The organism is Streptomyces sp. NPDC052042 (assembly GCF_044548345.1).
Classification (GTDB): domain Bacteria; phylum Actinomycetota; class Actinomycetes; order Streptomycetales; family Streptomycetaceae; genus Streptomyces.
The window spans coordinates 120,767-136,921 of record NZ_JBIUBU010000021.1; the positions used below are offsets into that span (position 1 = coordinate 120,767).

Annotated in this window: 13 protein-coding genes; 3 read left to right on the forward strand and 10 right to left on the reverse strand. The window is 70.1% G+C overall.

All coding sequences use genetic code 11. The features are described from left to right. Positions 1–145: 145 nt before the first annotated feature. Genes ACIHCL_RS28360 through accB form a run of 10 tightly spaced genes read right to left on the reverse strand, consistent with a single transcriptional unit; the run spans position 146 to position 11,808 of the window. On the reverse strand, positions 146–892 hold the full coding sequence (locus ACIHCL_RS28360) for an SDR family NAD(P)-dependent oxidoreductase (RefSeq protein WP_399866179.1): 747 nt from the start codon (positions 890–892) through the stop codon (positions 146–148). Next, the gene (locus ACIHCL_RS28365) at positions 889–1,776 is read right to left on the reverse strand and encodes an IclR family transcriptional regulator (protein WP_399866181.1); all 888 of its coding nucleotides are present in this window, start codon (positions 1,774–1,776) and stop codon (positions 889–891) included. Before ACIHCL_RS28365 ends, ACIHCL_RS28360 begins: the two co-directional genes overlap by 4 nt. Then, on the reverse strand, positions 1,776–2,669 hold the full coding sequence (locus tag ACIHCL_RS28370; protein WP_399866184.1) for an amidohydrolase family protein: 894 nt from the start codon (positions 2,667–2,669) through the stop codon (positions 1,776–1,778). Before ACIHCL_RS28370 ends, ACIHCL_RS28365 begins: the two co-directional genes overlap by 1 nt. Then, positions 2,666–4,663, reverse strand: a complete 1,998-nt coding sequence (locus tag ACIHCL_RS28375; protein ID WP_399866187.1) for an acetoacetate--CoA ligase — start codon at positions 4,661–4,663, stop codon at positions 2,666–2,668. The genes ACIHCL_RS28370 and ACIHCL_RS28375 overlap by 4 nt, the downstream gene beginning before the upstream one ends. Next, positions 4,650–5,789, reverse strand: a complete 1,140-nt coding sequence (locus tag ACIHCL_RS28380) for a PEP/pyruvate-binding domain-containing protein (protein WP_399866189.1) — start codon at positions 5,787–5,789, stop codon at positions 4,650–4,652. The genes ACIHCL_RS28375 and ACIHCL_RS28380 overlap by 14 nt, the downstream gene beginning before the upstream one ends. Next, on the reverse strand, positions 5,786–7,615 hold the full coding sequence (locus tag ACIHCL_RS28385; protein ID WP_399866190.1) for a PEP-utilizing enzyme: 1,830 nt from the start codon (positions 7,613–7,615) through the stop codon (positions 5,786–5,788). Before ACIHCL_RS28385 ends, ACIHCL_RS28380 begins: the two co-directional genes overlap by 4 nt. Further along, positions 7,612–8,469, reverse strand: coding sequence for an HAD-IIA family hydrolase (locus ACIHCL_RS28390; RefSeq protein ID WP_399866192.1), 858 nt, complete (start codon positions 8,467–8,469; stop codon positions 7,612–7,614). The genes ACIHCL_RS28385 and ACIHCL_RS28390 overlap by 4 nt, the downstream gene beginning before the upstream one ends. Continuing rightward, positions 8,466–9,932: a biotin carboxyl carrier protein gene (locus tag ACIHCL_RS28395; protein WP_399866194.1), complete on the reverse strand. Its 1,467-nt coding sequence runs from the start codon at positions 9,930–9,932 to the stop codon at positions 8,466–8,468. Before ACIHCL_RS28395 ends, ACIHCL_RS28390 begins: the two co-directional genes overlap by 4 nt. Further along, positions 9,929–11,281 carry an acetyl/propionyl/methylcrotonyl-CoA carboxylase subunit alpha gene (locus ACIHCL_RS28400; RefSeq protein WP_399866196.1) on the reverse strand — a complete coding sequence of 451 codons (1,353 nt, stop codon included), beginning with the start codon at positions 11,279–11,281 and terminating at the stop codon, positions 9,929–9,931. The genes ACIHCL_RS28395 and ACIHCL_RS28400 overlap by 4 nt, the downstream gene beginning before the upstream one ends. Next, a complete protein-coding gene (gene accB / locus ACIHCL_RS28405; RefSeq protein WP_399866198.1) occupies positions 11,278–11,808 on the reverse strand; it encodes an acetyl-CoA carboxylase biotin carboxyl carrier protein in 531 nt (176 codons plus the stop codon). Before accB ends, ACIHCL_RS28400 begins: the two co-directional genes overlap by 4 nt. Before the next feature lie 431 nt (positions 11,809–12,239). Between accB and ACIHCL_RS28410 the strand changes: the two genes are divergently transcribed. The 3 genes from ACIHCL_RS28410 to ACIHCL_RS28420 all read left to right on the forward strand — a co-directional run bounded on the left by ACIHCL_RS28410 (position 12,240) and on the right by ACIHCL_RS28420 (position 15,988). Next, entirely contained in the window at positions 12,240–13,313 is a 1,074-nt protein-coding gene (locus ACIHCL_RS28410) for a helix-turn-helix domain-containing protein (RefSeq protein ID WP_399866200.1), read from the forward strand. A 148-nt stretch (positions 13,314–13,461) separates the two neighbouring features. Continuing rightward, positions 13,462–14,358: an alpha/beta hydrolase gene (locus ACIHCL_RS28415; RefSeq protein WP_399866203.1), complete on the forward strand. Its 897-nt coding sequence runs from the start codon at positions 13,462–13,464 to the stop codon at positions 14,356–14,358. Between the two features lies 1 nt (position 14,359). After that, on the forward strand, positions 14,360–15,988 hold the full coding sequence (locus ACIHCL_RS28420; protein WP_399866204.1) for a flavin-containing monooxygenase: 1,629 nt from the start codon (positions 14,360–14,362) through the stop codon (positions 15,986–15,988). Positions 15,989–16,155: the final 167 nt, after the last annotated feature.

Sequence of the window (16,155 nt, forward strand, 5' to 3'; positions counted from 1 at the left end):
GTCGATCAAGCGCCCCGGCCGTCGCCCTGCCGTATGCCTGCCAACTCCGCTTTGTGGTCCCGGAGTTAGCAGGCCGGGCGGGCGCCCGCCTCTCCCGCGTGCCGGCCTGCGCGATCTCCCGCTCGACCGCTGCCGCGCATGCCGGCTACCGCGCCAGAAAAGCCCCGTCCACGGGAACGTAGGCGCCGTTGATGAAGGAGGCGCCGTCGCTCGCAAGGAACGCCGCAGCCCTCGCGACCTCGTCCGGGTCGCCCATGCGCCCGGCCGGCTGTTGGGCATCGAGGTTCGCCCGCGCCTCGGGTGCGAGAGCAGCCTCCAGGCCGGTGCGGATGAAGGCGGGGCCGATGGTGACGGCGCGGATCCCCTTGGCGGCGTACTCGAGGGCGATCTGCTTGGTGATGCCGTCCACGCCGTGTTTGGCGGCTGTGTAAGGGGTCAGGCCCGGGAATGCCACTTTACTGAGGATGCTTCCCATGTTGACGATGGTCCCGCCACCGCCGGCGAGCATCGCGGGGATCTGATGAATGACGCCGAGGAAGACCCCGGTCAGGTCGACGTTGATCACGCGGTGCCAGAGTTCGGGCGTGGTCTGCGCCAGCGGTGTCATCGGCGGTGCGACGCCCGCGTTGTTGCAGGCGATGTCCAGGCCGCCCCAGGCCGAGACGACCGCGTCGACCAGGGCCGTCTGGTCCGGCTCGGCGGTGACGTCGGTGTGGACGAAGAACGCCTCGCCACCGAGATCGCCGATCAGTTCGACGGTTTCCCCGCCGGCCGAGTCGTCGATGTCGGCGACGGCCACCCGGGCCCCTTCCGCCGCGTAGGCCAAAGCGATCGCGCGTCCGATCCCGCGACCCGCTCCTGTGACGAGTGCTCTCTTGCCTTCGAGGATCATTCGCTGCCTTCCGTCCGACGCGCGGTGCGCGTCACGCTTGCGGGGGTCGTGACTTCGGGGCTCGTGCCGCCTGCCGCCGGACCGCGACAGCCGTCGGCGTCCGGCGGCGATTCAGCCGGGACGGCGCTGCGCAGCCGGTCGGCGGCTTCGGCGGCGGCGTCGCTGAGCGCGGCGAGGCATGCGTCGATGTGGTCGCGGGTGAAGCGGGTGGAGGGGATGGCGACGGTAATCGCGGCGACGGGTTGTCCGAGCACACCGTTGATGGCCATCCCGATGCCGCTCACCCCCTGTTCGGTCTCCTCGTGGTTGCGGCCGTAGCCCTGCTGCCGTACTCGGACCAGTTGCCGCTTCAGTGTGCCCAGGTCGATCAACTTGGCGGTGGGCCAGGGCGGTAGACCCGTCTGGTAGAGACGGTCGAGGTCGGCGTTGCTCATAGCCGCGAGGATGGCTTTGCCGCCGGCCGAGCAGTGGGCGGGCATCTTCTCGCCGGTCCGGACACCGACACGCAGGGGGAGCTCGCTCTCGATGCCGTCGACGAAACGGATGCTGCGCCGTTCGAGCACCATGAGCTGGACGGTCTCACTCGTCCGCTCGTGCAGCGTCTCGAGGGAGGTGTGTGCCAGGGCCCGCAGACCGCCGACTGTCAGGGGCCGCGCCGACGCGGGTACGAGGGCGGGCCCGAGGCGGTAGCGACGGTCGCGTCCTTGGACCGCGTAGCCGCGGTACACCAGGGACGAGAGCAGGCGGTAGGCGGTGGACACGACGACGCCCAGCCGCTGGGCGGCGTCGGTGGCGCTGAGCTCGGTGCCGTCGTGGAGGATGGTCAGCAACTGCAGCGCGCGATCGACCGACTCGATCGGCGGCGGGCCGGGCGGCTCGCTCATCACGTCCCCCCGAGCCCGAGGAGCCGCACGGCGTTCCCCTTGAGGATCTTTTGCCGGACCGGCTCAGGAATCTCCAGCTTGTCGAAGTCCGAACGCCACCGGTCGGGCATGAGCACCGGCAGGTCGGAGCCGAAGAGCACCTTGTCCTGCAGCAGCGTTCTCGCCTGCCGGACCAGCTGGGACGGGAAGTACTTCGGCGACCAGCCCGACAGGTCGAGGTAGACGTTGCCCTTGTGCGTGGCCATCGAGATGGACGAGTCGACCCAGGGAACCGACGGGTGCGCGAGCACGATGTCGAGCCGCGGGAAGTCGGCGGCGACGTCGTCGACCAGCATCGGGTCGGAGTATCGGAGCTTGATGCCCCTTCCCCCGGGCAGGCCGGCGCCGATGCCGGTCTGCCCGGTGTGGAAGAGGGCGATGACGCCGAGTTCCTCAAGCGCTTCCCACAACGGATAGTGGGCCCGGCTGGACGGGTCGAAGGCCTGCAGGCTGGGGTGGAACTTGAACCCCCGCACGCCGTACTTCTCGACCAGGCGCCGTGCCCTCTTCACTGCCTCGGTCCCGTGGTTGGGGTCGACGGAGCCGAAGGGGATGAGTACGTCGGCGTGGTCGGTACAGGCCTCGGCGATCTCCTCGCTGGACAGCGCGGGCCGGCCGAGGAAGGTGCTGGCGTCGACGGTGAAGACGACCGCGGCCATCCGGCGCTCGCGGTAGAGGGCCGCGATCTGCTCCAGCGTCGGGGTGCGCTCCTGGTCGCCGCGGAAGTATTTGGCGGAGGCGTCCAGCAGCTCCTGGTCGAGGGCGAAGTGGCCGTGGCCGTCGGTCTCGATGTGGGCGTGGATGTCGAGCGCCGTGATGGCGTCGATGTCGATGCGCGGCTCGTACCTGGTCACCGGCCCGCTCCCATCGTCGCGAAGAACACCAGCGCGCCGGCGTCGTCGACGGCGTCGGGGTCGAGCACCGCCTCGGCCGGTCTGCCGCTCAGGATCCGCTTGATCGGCAGCTCCAGCTTCTTGCCGGTCCGGGTGTGCGGGATGGCCGGGGCTGCCACGACCTGGTCGGGCGTGTGCCGCGGCGAGAGCTGTGTGCGGATCGCGCTGCGGATGCGACCCAGAAGCGCGCCGTCGAGGACCGCCCCGGGAGCGAGGGTGACGAACAGGATCAGCTCGCCCGCACCGCCGTCGGGGCCTTCCAGGTGCACGACCAGGCTGTCGGCTATTTCGGGCATCCCCTCCACGACCCGGTAGTACTCCGCCGTCCCGAGGCGCACGCCCCCGCGGTTCAGGGTCGCGTCGGAGCGGCCGGTGATGACGCAGCTGCCGGCCTCGCTGAAGCGGATCCAGTCGCCGTGGCGCCACACGCCGGGATAGACGTCGAAGTACGCCGCACGGTAGCCACTGCCGTCGGCATCGCCCCAGAAGGCGACCGGCATCGACGGCATCGGCGCGGTGATGACCAGCTCGCCGAGCTCGCCCACGACCGGCTTCCCGTGCTCGTCGAACGCGTAGGCCTCCACCCCGAGGCTGCGGCCCGACATCTCCCCGAGCCAGACCGGTTCGAGCGGGCTGCCCTGCACGATCCCGGAGCAGACGTCGGTGCCACCGCTGCCGACGTTGAGGAGTACGCCGTCGCCGAACTGCTCGTGCACGTACTGGTACCCCTCCGGCGGCAGCGGGCTGCCGACGACGCCGAGCTGGTGGAGCGTGCTGAGGTCGAACTCCTTGGCCGGGTGCAGGCCCTCGCGGCGGCACTGCATGAGCAGGCCGGCGCTGACGCCCATCACGGTCGGCCGCGTCCGCTCGGCCAGCCGCCACTGCATGGTCACGTCGGGGTAGGCGATGTTGCCGTCGATCATCACGATGCCGGCGCGCACCAGCAGCGTCGAGACGAGCGCGTTCCACATCATCCACGCGGTCGTCGTGAACCACAGCAGCCGGTCGCCGGTGCCGAGGTCCCAGTGCAGGGCGTGGTTCTTCAGGTGCTCCAGCAACAGACCGCCGTGACCGTGCACGATGGGCTTGGGCTGGCCGGTCGTGCCGGAGGTGAACAGCACCGAGACCGGGTGGTCGAACGGGACCGCCTCGAAGGCCATCGGCTCCGACGGATCGACCGGCCGGCTGAGCAACTCCTCCCAGGTCACCGCTTCCTCGATCGTCTGGTCCAGGTAGGGCACGTGCACGACGTGCTCGACCGAGGGCAGCCCGGCGCGGATCGCCTGCACCTCGGCGACCCGCTCGACGCGCTTGTCGCCGTACATGTAGCCGTCGACGACGAGGAGCACCTTCGGCTCGATCTGTCCGAACCGGTCCAGCACCCCGGCGGCGCCGAACTCGGGGGCGCAACTGGCCCAGATCGCGCCCAGGCTGACAGTGGCCAGGTAGGCGATCATCGTCTCCGGGATGTTGGGCAGGTACGCCGCGACCCGGTCGCCGCGCCGGACACCGAGTGCCTTCAGGCCGGCCTGGGCCCGCTGGACCTGCTCGCGCAGCTGGCCGAAGGTGAGCTCCCTCTCGGCACGGGTCTGGGAGACGGCGATGACCGCCACCTGGTCGTCGAGGTCATGGTGGCGCAGCATGTGCTCGGCCAGGTTGAGGGTGGCGCCCTCGAACCACTTGGCACCCGGCATCTCCCGCGAGGAGAGCACCTGCTCGTACGGTGTGTGCGAGGTGACCTCGAAGTAGTCCCAGATGCTGACCCAGAATGCCTCAAGGTCGGTCACCGACCACTCCCACAGCTCGCTGTACGTCGCGAAGGCGAGCCCGCGCTCACACTTGAGCCAGTCGAGATAGCGGCCGATCTGGGAATGTTCGCGGATGTCGGCGGGCGGCTCGGAGAGCAGCCCGGGCCGGGCCGGGTGCGCGAGCGTCGCGTTCTCAGCCGTGGTCATGGCCGGCCTCCTCATGGGAGTGTCCCGGCACAGCCGAAGGGCTGGTGGAGTGCGTGGCGGCAGCCGAACTGATGCTGCCGGTGATCCAGGACATCAGGCCTGCTCCCTGCTCGTACTTCGGGGCGCGCTGCTTGCTGCTCCACACCGTCTCGGGGCGGCACTGCAGGAGCAGCAGGTTCTGCCCGTCGGGGAGGTCCTCGTCGACGGCGAACTCGATGTCCTGCGGGGCCTGCTGCTGCTTCTCGACGGTCTTGGCCAGCGCCGCCAGGGCGAGCACCTCCTCGTCGCGCAGGCAGAACTCCCGCTGGCGCGGTTCCTCCACCGGGACCGCGCCGGCACCGTCGCGGTATTCGACACGCTTGGCACCGAGCACCTTTTCCTGCAGGCCGAGACCGACCTTGCTGACGATGAAGCGGTCGGGGGTGACCTCGCCGCCGACGACGGCCAGGCCGAGGCCCCAGCTGGATTCCAGCACGATGCGGGAGCGATCGCCCGTGATCGGATCGAGGGTGAACATCACGCCGGCGGCTCGGGCACGGACCACCTTCTGGACGACCACGGCCATCTCGACACCGGCCAGGTCGATGCCGCGTTCGAGTGCGTAGTGCAGCACGCGGCCCGCGAACACGCTGGTGTAGCACCGGTGAACGTGGGCCAGGACGTCGTGGACGCCGGTGATGTCGACCCAGGTCTCGAACTCGCCGGCGAAGCTGTCGGCGGCGGAGTCCTCGGCGGTGGCGCTGGAACGTACGGCGACCGCCAGGTCGGGCACGCCGAGTTGGTCGCAGAGGGTGCGGTAGGCCGCCGCGATCTCGCTCACGAGGCGCTCGGGCAGCGGCTGGGCGGCGAGCAGATCCTCCAGTTCGGCGGAGACCCGCTCCACCGAGGCGGCATCGTGCAGGTCGACCCGGGCGACCAGAGCGGTGAGCCGCTCGCGCAGGTTTCCGGCGGCGAGGAACTCCCGGTAGGCGTTGGCGGAGACCACGAACCCCGGCGGGACCGGCAGCCCCGCCTGGGTCATCTCCGCCAGGCCCTTGCCCTTGCCTCCGACTGCGCGGGCGTCGAGACAGCCCTCGTCGGAAAATGGCAGGACGAAGGTGCTGCGGGTCATGACGGGCGCGCTCACTGGGTGTCCTCCAGTACGGTCACGGTGCCGGCGTTGCCGTCGACGCGAACGCGCTGGCCGGTCTTGAGGTTGGCGGTGGCAAAGCCTGTGCCGACCACGGCCGGGACGCCGTATTCGCGGCAGACGATGGCGGCGTGGCTCATCATGCCGCCGATGTCGGTGATGACTCCGGTGACCACCGAGAAGGCGGCTGCCCATGACGGGGCGGTGATCGGGGCGACCAGGATCTCGCCCGGCTGCAGCAGTGCGAGGTCCTTCTCGGTGCGCAGCACCCGGACCGGGCCCTCGACGACGCCGGGGCCACCGGGGATGCCGGTCAGGGTCGAGCCGGACCCGCTCGACGCGCCCAGCCACTCCTTGACTCGGTCCGTGGTCACGCCGTAGTTCATGACCGCGAACGGGTCGGTGACCTCCTCCGGCGGGATGCCGTACGCGGGCGGGGCGCTCTGGGCCTGGAGAGCGGCGACGATCGGGCGGCGCCGGGCGATGATGTCGGCCCACTTCTTCTTGCCGCGGATCTCCACCCCGATCGCCCACGACTGCACGATGTCGGCGAGGACCTGGTCGAGTTCGAAGCGGTTGAGGTAGAAGATGTCGTCGCGCTCGGTGGCGAAGCCCGCGGAGACGAGGAAGTCACCGAGCTCCCACGCCTTCTCCCAGAAGACGGTGTGGGTCCAGTGCTCGACGTAGATGTTGTGCTCCTCGATGAAGGGGAACACCTTGCGGGCCAGGCCGAGCAATTCGTCGAACTGGGTCTGCTCCTCGGGGCTGAGCAGGTCGCGGTACTCGGCGACGATCTCGTCGCGTTCACGGGAGAGCCGCTCGACCGGGCGGGTGATGTCCTCGCCGGCCTGGATCCGGGCGGCGTACCGCGCGATGCCTTGCAGCGGGATCTCGGGGTTGGAGTTCCAGGTGTCCTGGTCGTGGGTGAAGCCGTACTCCGCGAAGTAGTTGAACCACGGGTCCTGAGCGGCCTGGTAGGCCTTGAGCCACACCTGGCCGTTCTCGCGCTGGGCGAGGGCGGAGAACTTGTCCGCCGCCGGTGCGGTGCCGGAGAGTACGTCGACCAGGTCGAGGTCGGCGGCCGTCTGGGCCAGCTTGCGCAGCTCGTCGTCCGGCCGGAAGGCGAGTACGTCGATGCCGGCGACCAGGCGCGCGACCTCCTGCTCGGTGATCTGCGGGAAGGCCTGCTTGCAGAACTGGAAGAAGACGATGTAGCCGCCGTAGCCGAGGTTGAGGAACTCGAAGTGGTACTGCCACACCAGGAAGAACTCGTCGATGAGCCGGTGGTAGTTGGTGATGATGTCCCACGAAGTCGAGCGGCCTCGGGCCTCGGTGACGACCTCGATCGGGTCCAGTTCGCCCAGCGGCGGAAAACTGATCGTCCTCATGCCGGCGACCGCCTCGGTCACCTTGGTCTTCCACTTGGCGTAGAGCTCGTCCCAGTTGGCGTAGTAGTAGCCGGCCCGCTCCTGGAACAGCGCCGCGCGCCGCGCGATCTCGGCGGGGTCGGTGACCGGGATGCCGGCGATGTAGACGTAGCCGTTCTGCACACGGACGTCGAGGCCGAGCGAGGTGGGCAGCACGAAGATGCGGGTGCTGTTCTGGCCGGCGCCGAGGTAGACCGCCTCGGCGCCGATGCTGTCGAACGGGTGGACGCCGCGCGACCAGTGCATCGTGTCGGCGAACCAGAGCTTGGAGTCCTCCCAGGCGCGGGTCTCCTCGCGTGGGAGCAGATAGTAGGGGTACATCGACTCCCAGCCCTCGGCACCCTCCGGTGCCGGGGCCTCGTGGAAGAAGGGGAAGCGCGAAACCTCTCCACTCATGAGACGACTCCTTGCTGTGACTCGTGATGAGAAAGTCCGAGATGGCGGTGCAGTTCCCCGACGTCGTCGAAGACGACGTCGGGCCGTTTGTCTCCGGTCATGCCGGCGAGTGCGGTGGGCGTGACGGCGCCGCTGAGCACCATCACCGACAGCGCTCCCATGTGGCGGGCGAGTCCGACCTCGGCGGGCGAGTCGCCGACGACCGCGACCTGCTCGGGCGGTAGCCCCAGCTGCCGCAGCAGCGACTCGGCCAGGACGGCGGACGGCTTGCCGCCCACCGTCGGGGAGTCGCCGGTGGCCCAGGTGATGCTCGCCGCGATCGCTCCCGAGACGGCCAGCGACCGGCCGAGGCCGCCGTGGAACCAGGGCGTCTCGACGGTGGTGTAGAACGCTGCGCCCGCGTCGACCGCGAGGGCGGCGGCGCTGAGGTCGGCAGCGGTGTACGACGGCGCGGCGCCGACCACGACCACGTCGGCGAGCACGGTGTCGGCGGCCGAGGCCGGTGTGACGCCGAGGTCGCGCATGGGCACCGTGATGCCTTCGTCACCGACAGCGAGGACGCGGGCACCCGGGTGGTGGGCTTCGATGTGCTCGACGGTCGCACTGCCTGCGGTCACGAACGCGTCGGTCTCGACCGGCAGGCCGATGTCGCGCAGGTGGTCGGCGTACACGCCGGGGGCCTTCTCCGAGGCATTGGTGCACACGATCACGCGGTGCCCGGCGGCCTTGATCGCCGTCAGGAACTCCGCCGCCCCGGGGATCGCGGTGCCGCCGCGCCCGCCGGCGCGCTTGGTGCGGACCAGACAGCCGTCGACGTCCAGGACCCAGCCGCGTATCGACTCCAGTGAGGTCATGAGGCTGCCTCCGATGTTCGTTCGAGGGTGAACTTCGTGGTGCCGCTGCTGACGGCGATGCTCAGGCCGGGGCGCTCCTCGGCGGCCCGCAGCAGCCCCTTGAGGGCGGCGACCGGCGAGTCCCGCTGTGCGGTGACCATCGCGTCGACCTGCTCGCCGGGCATGACCGCCCGAAGCAGCAGCTCCTCCTCGGTGAGGCCCGCGCCGAAACGACGCCGCAGGTCGGCGACGGTCACCTCCTCCTTGCCGTCGGAGGCGGGGAGCCGGCCCCGCCGGGTGGACATGGCCTTGTCGAGGAGGTTCTGGTTGACCTCGCCCGGCAGCGGCCCGAAGTCGCCCCGCAGCAGATCGATGACCTCGTCACTGAGCTGCTTGTACCGCTCGCTGGTGATCACGTTCAGCGTCGCCTGCGTCACGATGTACTGCGCGAACGGGGTCATCACGATCGGCCAGCCCAGGTCGCGGCGCACGTCGACCGACTCCTCGATGACGGCGTCGAACAGCTCCGGACGGCCCAGCTCACGCAGTTGGCGGGCCAGCGTCGACTGGACACCGCCGGGGATGGTGTGGCGGTAGTACGCCTCGTCGTACTCCAGCGGCGCACCGACCGGGAGGCGCTTGATCCTCGCCTGTCGCCGCAGGTACGCCGAGGCCCGCTGCATCGCCTCGACGTCGACGTCGACCTGATGCCCGCGGGCACGCAGGTTGCGGACGAGCTGCGGGCCGGCCGGGTGGGACGTGCCGTTGGCCAGCGGCGGCAGGGCGCAGTGCAGCTTGGTCATGCCCAGGTCGGCGGCCGCGAGCAGGGTCAGCGGCGAGAGGCCTGTGGTGGCGTGGCTGTGGATCTCGTCCAGGCGCAGCCGGTGCAGGGTCGACTGCAGGCGGGGCACCAGCGACTGCAACCGCTCGGGGGTGAGCAGGCCGGCGGGGTCCTTCAGGTAGACGCTGTCGATCGCGGCGCACGCGTCGAGCTCGGCGATCTTGGCGGCGTAGTAGTCGTCGGTGTGGACCGGGCTGGTCGTGTAGCAGATGCCGGCGACCACGTCGGTGAACCCGACCCGCTTGGCCATCTCGGCCATCCGCTTGGCGCCCTCCATGTCATGCATGGGGTCGACCACCCACAGCCGGCTGACGCCGTTGCGGACCAGCAGGGTGAAGGCGAGTTCGAAGAGGGACTCGGGGGTGCGGTAGAAGGTGATGAACCGCTTCCCGGTGGTCAGGAACGCCAGCGGTGTGTTGGGCATCAGCCGTTTGGCGGCCCGCAGCGTCTCCCAGGGGTCTTCCTGGTGGAAGCGCACCGATGTGGCGAGCAGCGTGCTGCTGGCCAGCTCGATCGCCCGATAGCCGACCTTGTCGAGGTCGGGGGCCATGGCCTCGACCATGCGCCGGGTGATGCCGACCGCCCCCCACAGGCTCTGGTTGCCGTCGCGGATGGTGACGTCGACGAGGCTCACAGTGGTCATGCGGGCTCCCCGGTGAGGATCGTGTCGGCCAGCCAGTGCGTGGTGACCGAGTCGTCGGCGAAGTCGGGGTGGGCGACGATCCGGGCGAGCAGGTCGCGGGAGGTCACCGGACCAACGATCTCGAAGTCGGCCAGTGCCTGCTCCATGCGCGTCCGGGCCGCGTCACGGTCGGCGCCCCAGACGATCAGCTTTGCCATCAGGGCGTCGTAGTAGGGCGGGAAGTCGTAGCCCTGGTAGACGTGGGTGTCCAGGCGGATGCCGCCGCCCACGGGCGGCCGCCAGCGCTTGACCGGGCCGGGACTGGGCAGCAATCCGCGGGCGGGGTCCTGCGCGGTGATGCGGCACTCGATGGCGTGGCCCGTGACCGCGACATCGTCCTGGGCGAGGGAGAGCGGCTCGCCGAGCGCGACCAGGATCTGCTCACGGACGAGGTCGACGCCGGTCACCTGCTCCGTGACCGGGTGCTCGACCTGGAGGCGCGGGTTGACCTCGAGGAAGGCGACCTCGCGGCGTGCCACGTCGTACAGGAACTCCACGGTGCCCAGGCCGACGTAGTCCAGCTCGCGGGCTATCGCGAGTGCGCTGGTGGTGAGCACGTCGCGGGTGGGCTGGTCGAGGGCGGCGCAGGGGGACTCCTCGACCACCTTCTGGTACCGGTACTGCACCGAGCACTCCCGCTCGCCCAGATGGATCTGGTGGCCGTGCCGGTCGCCCAGGATCTGGACCTCGACGTGCTTGGCGTCGGCGACGTAGCGCTCCAGGAAGACGGTGCCGTCACCGAAGGCGGCCTCGGCCTCCGAGGAGGCCAGCGACCACGCCTCTGCCAGGCCCTCGGCCGTGGTGACCAGCTTCATCCCGCGACCGCCACCGCCGTGGGCCGCCTTGACCAGGATCGGAAAGCCGACCTCGGCGCCGAGTCGCTCCACCTCCTCCAGCGAGGAGGCGGTGCCGCCCGGCGAGACCGGAACGCCGAGGCGGGTCGCCATGGCACGAGCGCTCAGCTTGTCGCCCAGCGCCTCGAGTGCCTCGGGAGAGGGACCGATGAAGACGATGCCGTTGTCGGCGCAGGCGCGGGCGAGGTCCGCGCGCTCGGAGAGGAAGCCGTAGCCGGGGTGGAGCGCCGTGCAACCTGTCGCGACCGCCGCGTGGACCACACTGGCGACGGAGAGGTAGCTGTCGCGGGACTGCGGGCCGCCGAGGACGACGGACCGCGTCGCGCGCCGGGCGCCCAGCGTCGCCGTGTCGGCCCGCGAGACGCCGAGCACCGTCTCGAACCCGAGCCGGTCGCACGCCTCGATGATGCGGACGGCGATCTCGCCGCGGTTGGCGATGAAGATCCGGTGGGTCACGGCAGCCGCCGGATCACGAAGAGCGGCTGGTCGAACTCCACCAGCTCGGCGTCGGAGACGAGCACCCGGGAGATCTCGCCGGCCACGCCCGCGGTCACCGAGTTCATCAACTTCATGACCTCGACGATGCACAGCGCCGAGTCCGGCTCCACCTTGTCGCCGACCTGGACGAAAGGCGGCTCCCCCGGCTTCGGGGAGCGGTAGAGGGTGCCGAGCAGCGGGGCCCGTACGACCATCTCGTCGGCCGCGAGCCGGCTCTCGTCGAAGCCCGTCGCGCTCGCCGCGGGTGCGGCCTGCGCGGGAGCGGGCTCGTTGGATACCGGTGTCGGCGCCTGGGCGCTCACCGGGGCAGTCGTGACGGCCGGCGACGGGGGTGTCGCGTGGGCAGCGGGGTCGAGCGGCGCACCACCCCGACTCACCGCGATCCGCAAGTCCCCCTTCTCGAACCGGAACTGGGTGAACTCTGTGTTGTCGAGCAGCTCGATGATCGCTGCAAGCTCCTCGAGGTCGATGTCCACGAATCGCATGCCTTTCGTGCTCCACGTCACACGCTGCGTGTGGCGTGCAGACCATCGTGGAGGCACTTTCCGGGTAGCGCAATGAATTCGTTCATCTTTCCGTCTGGCGCAAACGACCAGGTCATGAGGTGCACCACCGTCGAGGCGATCGCGGCCTCCCGGAAGGAGCCCATCGGAACCCCGGCCCGCGAGGCGGCGCGCACGACGTTCGGCGCGAGTCCGGACGGCACGTCACCGGGCTGGAGCTCGCGGTCCGGAGCGTCTTCGCCATGGCCGAGGAAACCGCCGCGTCCATCCTGAGGATGCGGGCGCCGCCTCCGGAGAACTCGGCCGGGCCTTCCCGCCTGAGACGACCGGAGACGCCGTGTGAGAGCCGAGGCGTCACTCCACAGCGACCCGCCCGCCCGGCAGCGAACTGTCCCCCGATCGACGAGCGCCGAATGACGCACATGGACCGGGCCGTTGCCCATGGCCGTAGGATCAAGACGCGTGATTCAGACCTCACGGGATTTTCCGGCCACAAGGGAGTGGTGATGACGGTGGGGCCAGACATGATGTCTCCGGCGGGGCGTTACCTGCGGTTCAGCCATCCCGAGACCTTCAGCTCGACGGTCAGTTCCATGTACCGCCCTGTCGTTCTCGAGTCGGCACCGCACGCTCGGTTCTCCGGCAGCATCGAGGCCCATCGGATCGACGATCTGCTGCTGAGCCACGTGGACGCCACGACCCATGAGTTTCGGCATGTGGCCGCGGATGCCGTGGCCCCGGGCCCGGAGGACGAACCGGTCAAGGTGTTCGCCCTCGTCGAGGGTGTTGCCGTCCTGCGGCAGGGCGAGCATGAGGTTGTCCTCGAGCCCGGGAGACTCGGGCTGGTCGACACAGCGCGCAGCTACCGGATTCTGGGGGACGGCGGCTTCGACTGCTTGATCCTGATGCTCCCGAGGCAGCGGCTCGGCCTCGGACCGGACGATCTCGCCGAGCTCTCCGCTGCGCGATTCGATGGCGGCACGCTCGATGAACTGGTGGTCCCGTACCTGTCCGGGCTGGCGCGGAATCTCACTGTCCTCGCCGGAGCCGCGGGGCGCCGGGTCGCTCACACGACCGTGGAGCTCCTCTCGACGTTGCTGCAGGCCCAGCTCGGCCCGCGCCTGTCGAAAGCGCAGACACATCGCGCCGAGTTGATCGAGCGGGCCCAGATGTTCGTGTTGGAACATCTGGACGATCGCGCGCTGTCTCCCAGCGCGATCGCCGAAGCACTGCATGTGTCACCCCGGTATGTGCACTCCCTGTTCAGCGCGGCGGGGACCACGGTCTCCGCGTTCGTGCGGGCCCAACGGCTGACGGCTTCCCGGCGAGATCTGGCTGACCCGATGCTCGCGCACCTGGGGATTGCCGACGTGGCCGCACGCTGGGGGTTCTCCGACGGCCCGCATTTCACGCGTGCCTTCAAGGACGCCTTCGGCACGACACCCAGCGCATTCCGCCGGACCACGGGACTCCCGGCCGCGCACTGACGTCCGTCGACGCCCGAGACGGCAGCGCGGGCGGCCTGTGCGCTCTGGGGCAACCCGATGTGCGCGCTGGTTCAAGCCTCGCCCCCGGCCTCCTCGTCAGCATGTGAGAACCGTCATGGAGACGGTCCTGACATGCGGAGGTCCACCCATGAGCGTTCAGCAGCTCGGTGCCCTGCTCACGGCAGCCGCCGAATCCGGCGGCTCCACCCCCGACTTCTCCGACCCGCCCGAGAAGGCGCGGGAGGACTTCGCCGCGTTCCTCGGCGGCCTGCCGATCCCCGACGGGATCAGAGTCACGCCGCACGAGGTCGCGGGTGTTCCGGGCCTGCGGGTGGCCCCCGAAGGCGGCTCCGATGCCGTAGCGGCGCTCTACCTGCACGGTGGCGCGTACATCGCCGGTGACCCCGAGGGCTACCTCGGCATCATCGGAGGCATCGCCAAGGCGAGCGGTTTCGCCGTTTTCGCCCCGGACTACACGCTCGCGCCGGCCAAGCTCTTCCCGGGGGCCGTCGAGGAGGCGTTGACGGTCTACCACGCCCTCGTGGACGAGGTCGGCGCCGCGCGGCTCACGATCGTGGGGGATTCCGCCGGTGGTGGGCTGGTGCTCGCGGTTCTGCTCGCCGCGCGCGACGCCGGCGTCGCGCAGCCGGCGGCCGCGGTCGCGCTGTCGCCCTGGGCCGACCTGACCTGCTCGGGCGCCTCGGCCACCGAGCGAGCCGACCGCGACCCGCTGCTCTCCAAGCAGCAGCTCCTGGACGCCGCAAAGGTCTACCTGGGGGACGCCGATCCCCGGGAACCACTGGCTTCGCCGGTGTTCGCCGACCTGTCGGGGCTCGCTCCCCTCACCGTGCACGTCGGCACCGAGGAGGTGCTCTACGACGACGCCGTCCGCGTCGCCGAAGCCTCCGGCGGCACCCTGCGGATCTGGGAGGGCATGGTGCACGACTGGGCCCTGTTCTGGTTCGCCGTCGACGAGAGCGCAGAGGTCCTGGCGGCCGTCGGTGCGACAGTCGCGGAGTCGGCGTCCGTGCGTGAGGCGGTGTGACATGAGTGAGGACTTCACCCCCGAGCGCCACGACGTGATCATCGTCGGCGCGGGCGCCGCCGGCCTGTACATGCTCCACACCTGCCGCAGGCTCGGCCTGGACGCCGTCGTCCTCGAGCGCGGCGACGGTGTGGGAGGCACCTGGTACTGGAACCGCTACCCGGGCGCCCGCTGCGACGTGGAGAGCCTGGACTACTCCTACTCCTTCGACGAGGACCTCCAGTGCGAGTGGCGCTGGGCCGAGAAGTACGCCACGCAGCCGGAGATCCTCGCCTACCTGGAGCACGTGGCCGACCGCTTCGACCTGCGCCGCGACATCCGCCTCGGGACGAACGTGGTGGCCGCGGACTTCGACGAGCGCACCGACACCTGGCGCGTGCGGACCGAGGACGGACGCGAGATCACCGCGACCTACGTGGTCGCTGCCACCGGCGTGCTCTCGGCGCCGAAGGAGCCCCGGTTCCCCGGACAAGACGACTTCGCGGGCACCATCCTGGCCAGCTCGCGCTGGCCGGTGGACGGCTTCGACTTCACCGGCAAGCGAGTCGCCGTCGTCGGCACCGGCTCCACCGGCATCCAGCTCACGCCGCTCGTGGCGGAAGCCGCCGCGAAGGTGTTCGTCATGCAGCGCACACCGAGCTTCTCCATCCCCGCCTACAACCGGATCCTCACCGACGAGGAGTTCGACGCCGCCGTCGCCGAGTACCCCGAGCGCCGGCGTGTCGCCCGCACGACCCTCCTGGGGGTGGACACCAAGAACCCCGATGTGTCCACCTTCGAGGTGTCCGAGGCGGAAGTGCAGGCCGCCTACCAGAAGACCTTCGACTACGGCGGCCCGATGAAGCTGCTGACCACGTTCAACGACCCGATCGTCGACAAGAAGGCCAACGACGTCGTCGCCGCCTTCCTCGCCGACCGCATCCGCGACCGGGTCGGCGACCCGGAGCTCGCCGAGCGGCTCATCCCGGACTACCCGGTCGGTGCCCGACGCCTGTGCGTGGACACGGACTTCTACGAGACCCTGACCCGGGACAACGTCGAGCTCGTCGACCTGCGCGAGGCCCCGATCCTCGCCTTCACACCGACCGGCATCCGCACCGCCGCGGCCGACCACGAGGTCGACGTGATCGTGCTGGCCACCGGCTTCGACGCCATCACCGGGCCGCTGCGCGGCATCGACCCCCACGGCCGCCACGGAACGTCACTGCGCCGCAAGTGGGACGAGTACCCGGCCAGCTACCTCGGCGTCATGGTGGCCGGGTTCCCGAACCTGTTCACCATCACCGGGCCGCTGAGCCCGTCGGTCAACAGCAACATGTTCGTCGCGATCGAACAGCACGTGGAGTTCATCGCGAAGCTGCTCGCCCACGCCGCCGAGCGCGGTCACGCCGTCATCGAGGCGACGCCTGCGGCGGAAGAGCAGTGGGTGGCCCATGCGGCCGAGGTGGCGGCGATGACCGTGTTCCCGCTCGCCGACTCCTGGTACACGGGCGCGAACATCGCGGGCAAGGCCAGTGTCGTCCTGCCGTACCTCGGCGGGATCGGCGGCTACCAGGCCCAGCTCGACGAGATCGCCGCCGACGGCTTCCGCGGCTTCCAGGTCACCGACCGCACCCTCGCCTCCGCCTGACGGCGCCGTCTCACCCACTCCCCCGCCGGTGGGCGTGTGCCTTCGCACGCCCACCCGTCACCCGCAGCAGGAGAAGGAATCTCAATGATCGTGTCAAGCCGCCTGTGTGACCGGTGGGGCGGAGGTGAACAGCCTTCCGTCACGGAGCATCGCCCAGAGCACGTCGA

Coding starts and splice junctions, on each gene's coding strand:
- ACIHCL_RS28385 (WP_399866190.1), bottom strand. CDS start 7,615: ATGAGTGGAGAGGTTTCGCGCTTCCCCTTCTTCCACGAGGCCCCGGCA.
- ACIHCL_RS28365 (WP_399866181.1), bottom strand. CDS start 1,776: ATGAGCGAGCCGCCCGGCCCGCCGCCGATCGAGTCGGTCGATCGCGCG.
- ACIHCL_RS28375 (WP_399866187.1), bottom strand. CDS start 4,663: ATGACCACGGCTGAGAACGCGACGCTCGCGCACCCGGCCCGGCCCGGG.
- ACIHCL_RS28415 (WP_399866203.1), top strand. CDS start 13,462: ATGAGCGTTCAGCAGCTCGGTGCCCTGCTCACGGCAGCCGCCGAATCC.
- ACIHCL_RS28395 (WP_399866194.1), bottom strand. CDS start 9,932: ATGACCACTGTGAGCCTCGTCGACGTCACCATCCGCGACGGCAACCAG.
- ACIHCL_RS28390 (WP_399866192.1), bottom strand. CDS start 8,469: ATGACCTCACTGGAGTCGATACGCGGCTGGGTCCTGGACGTCGACGGC.
- ACIHCL_RS28420 (WP_399866204.1), top strand. CDS start 14,360: ATGAGTGAGGACTTCACCCCCGAGCGCCACGACGTGATCATCGTCGGC.
- ACIHCL_RS28410 (WP_399866200.1), top strand. CDS start 12,240: ATGACGCACATGGACCGGGCCGTTGCCCATGGCCGTAGGATCAAGACG.
- accB (WP_399866198.1), bottom strand. CDS start 11,808: ATGCGATTCGTGGACATCGACCTCGAGGAGCTTGCAGCGATCATCGAG.
- ACIHCL_RS28360 (WP_399866179.1), bottom strand. CDS start 892: ATGATCCTCGAAGGCAAGAGAGCACTCGTCACAGGAGCGGGTCGCGGG.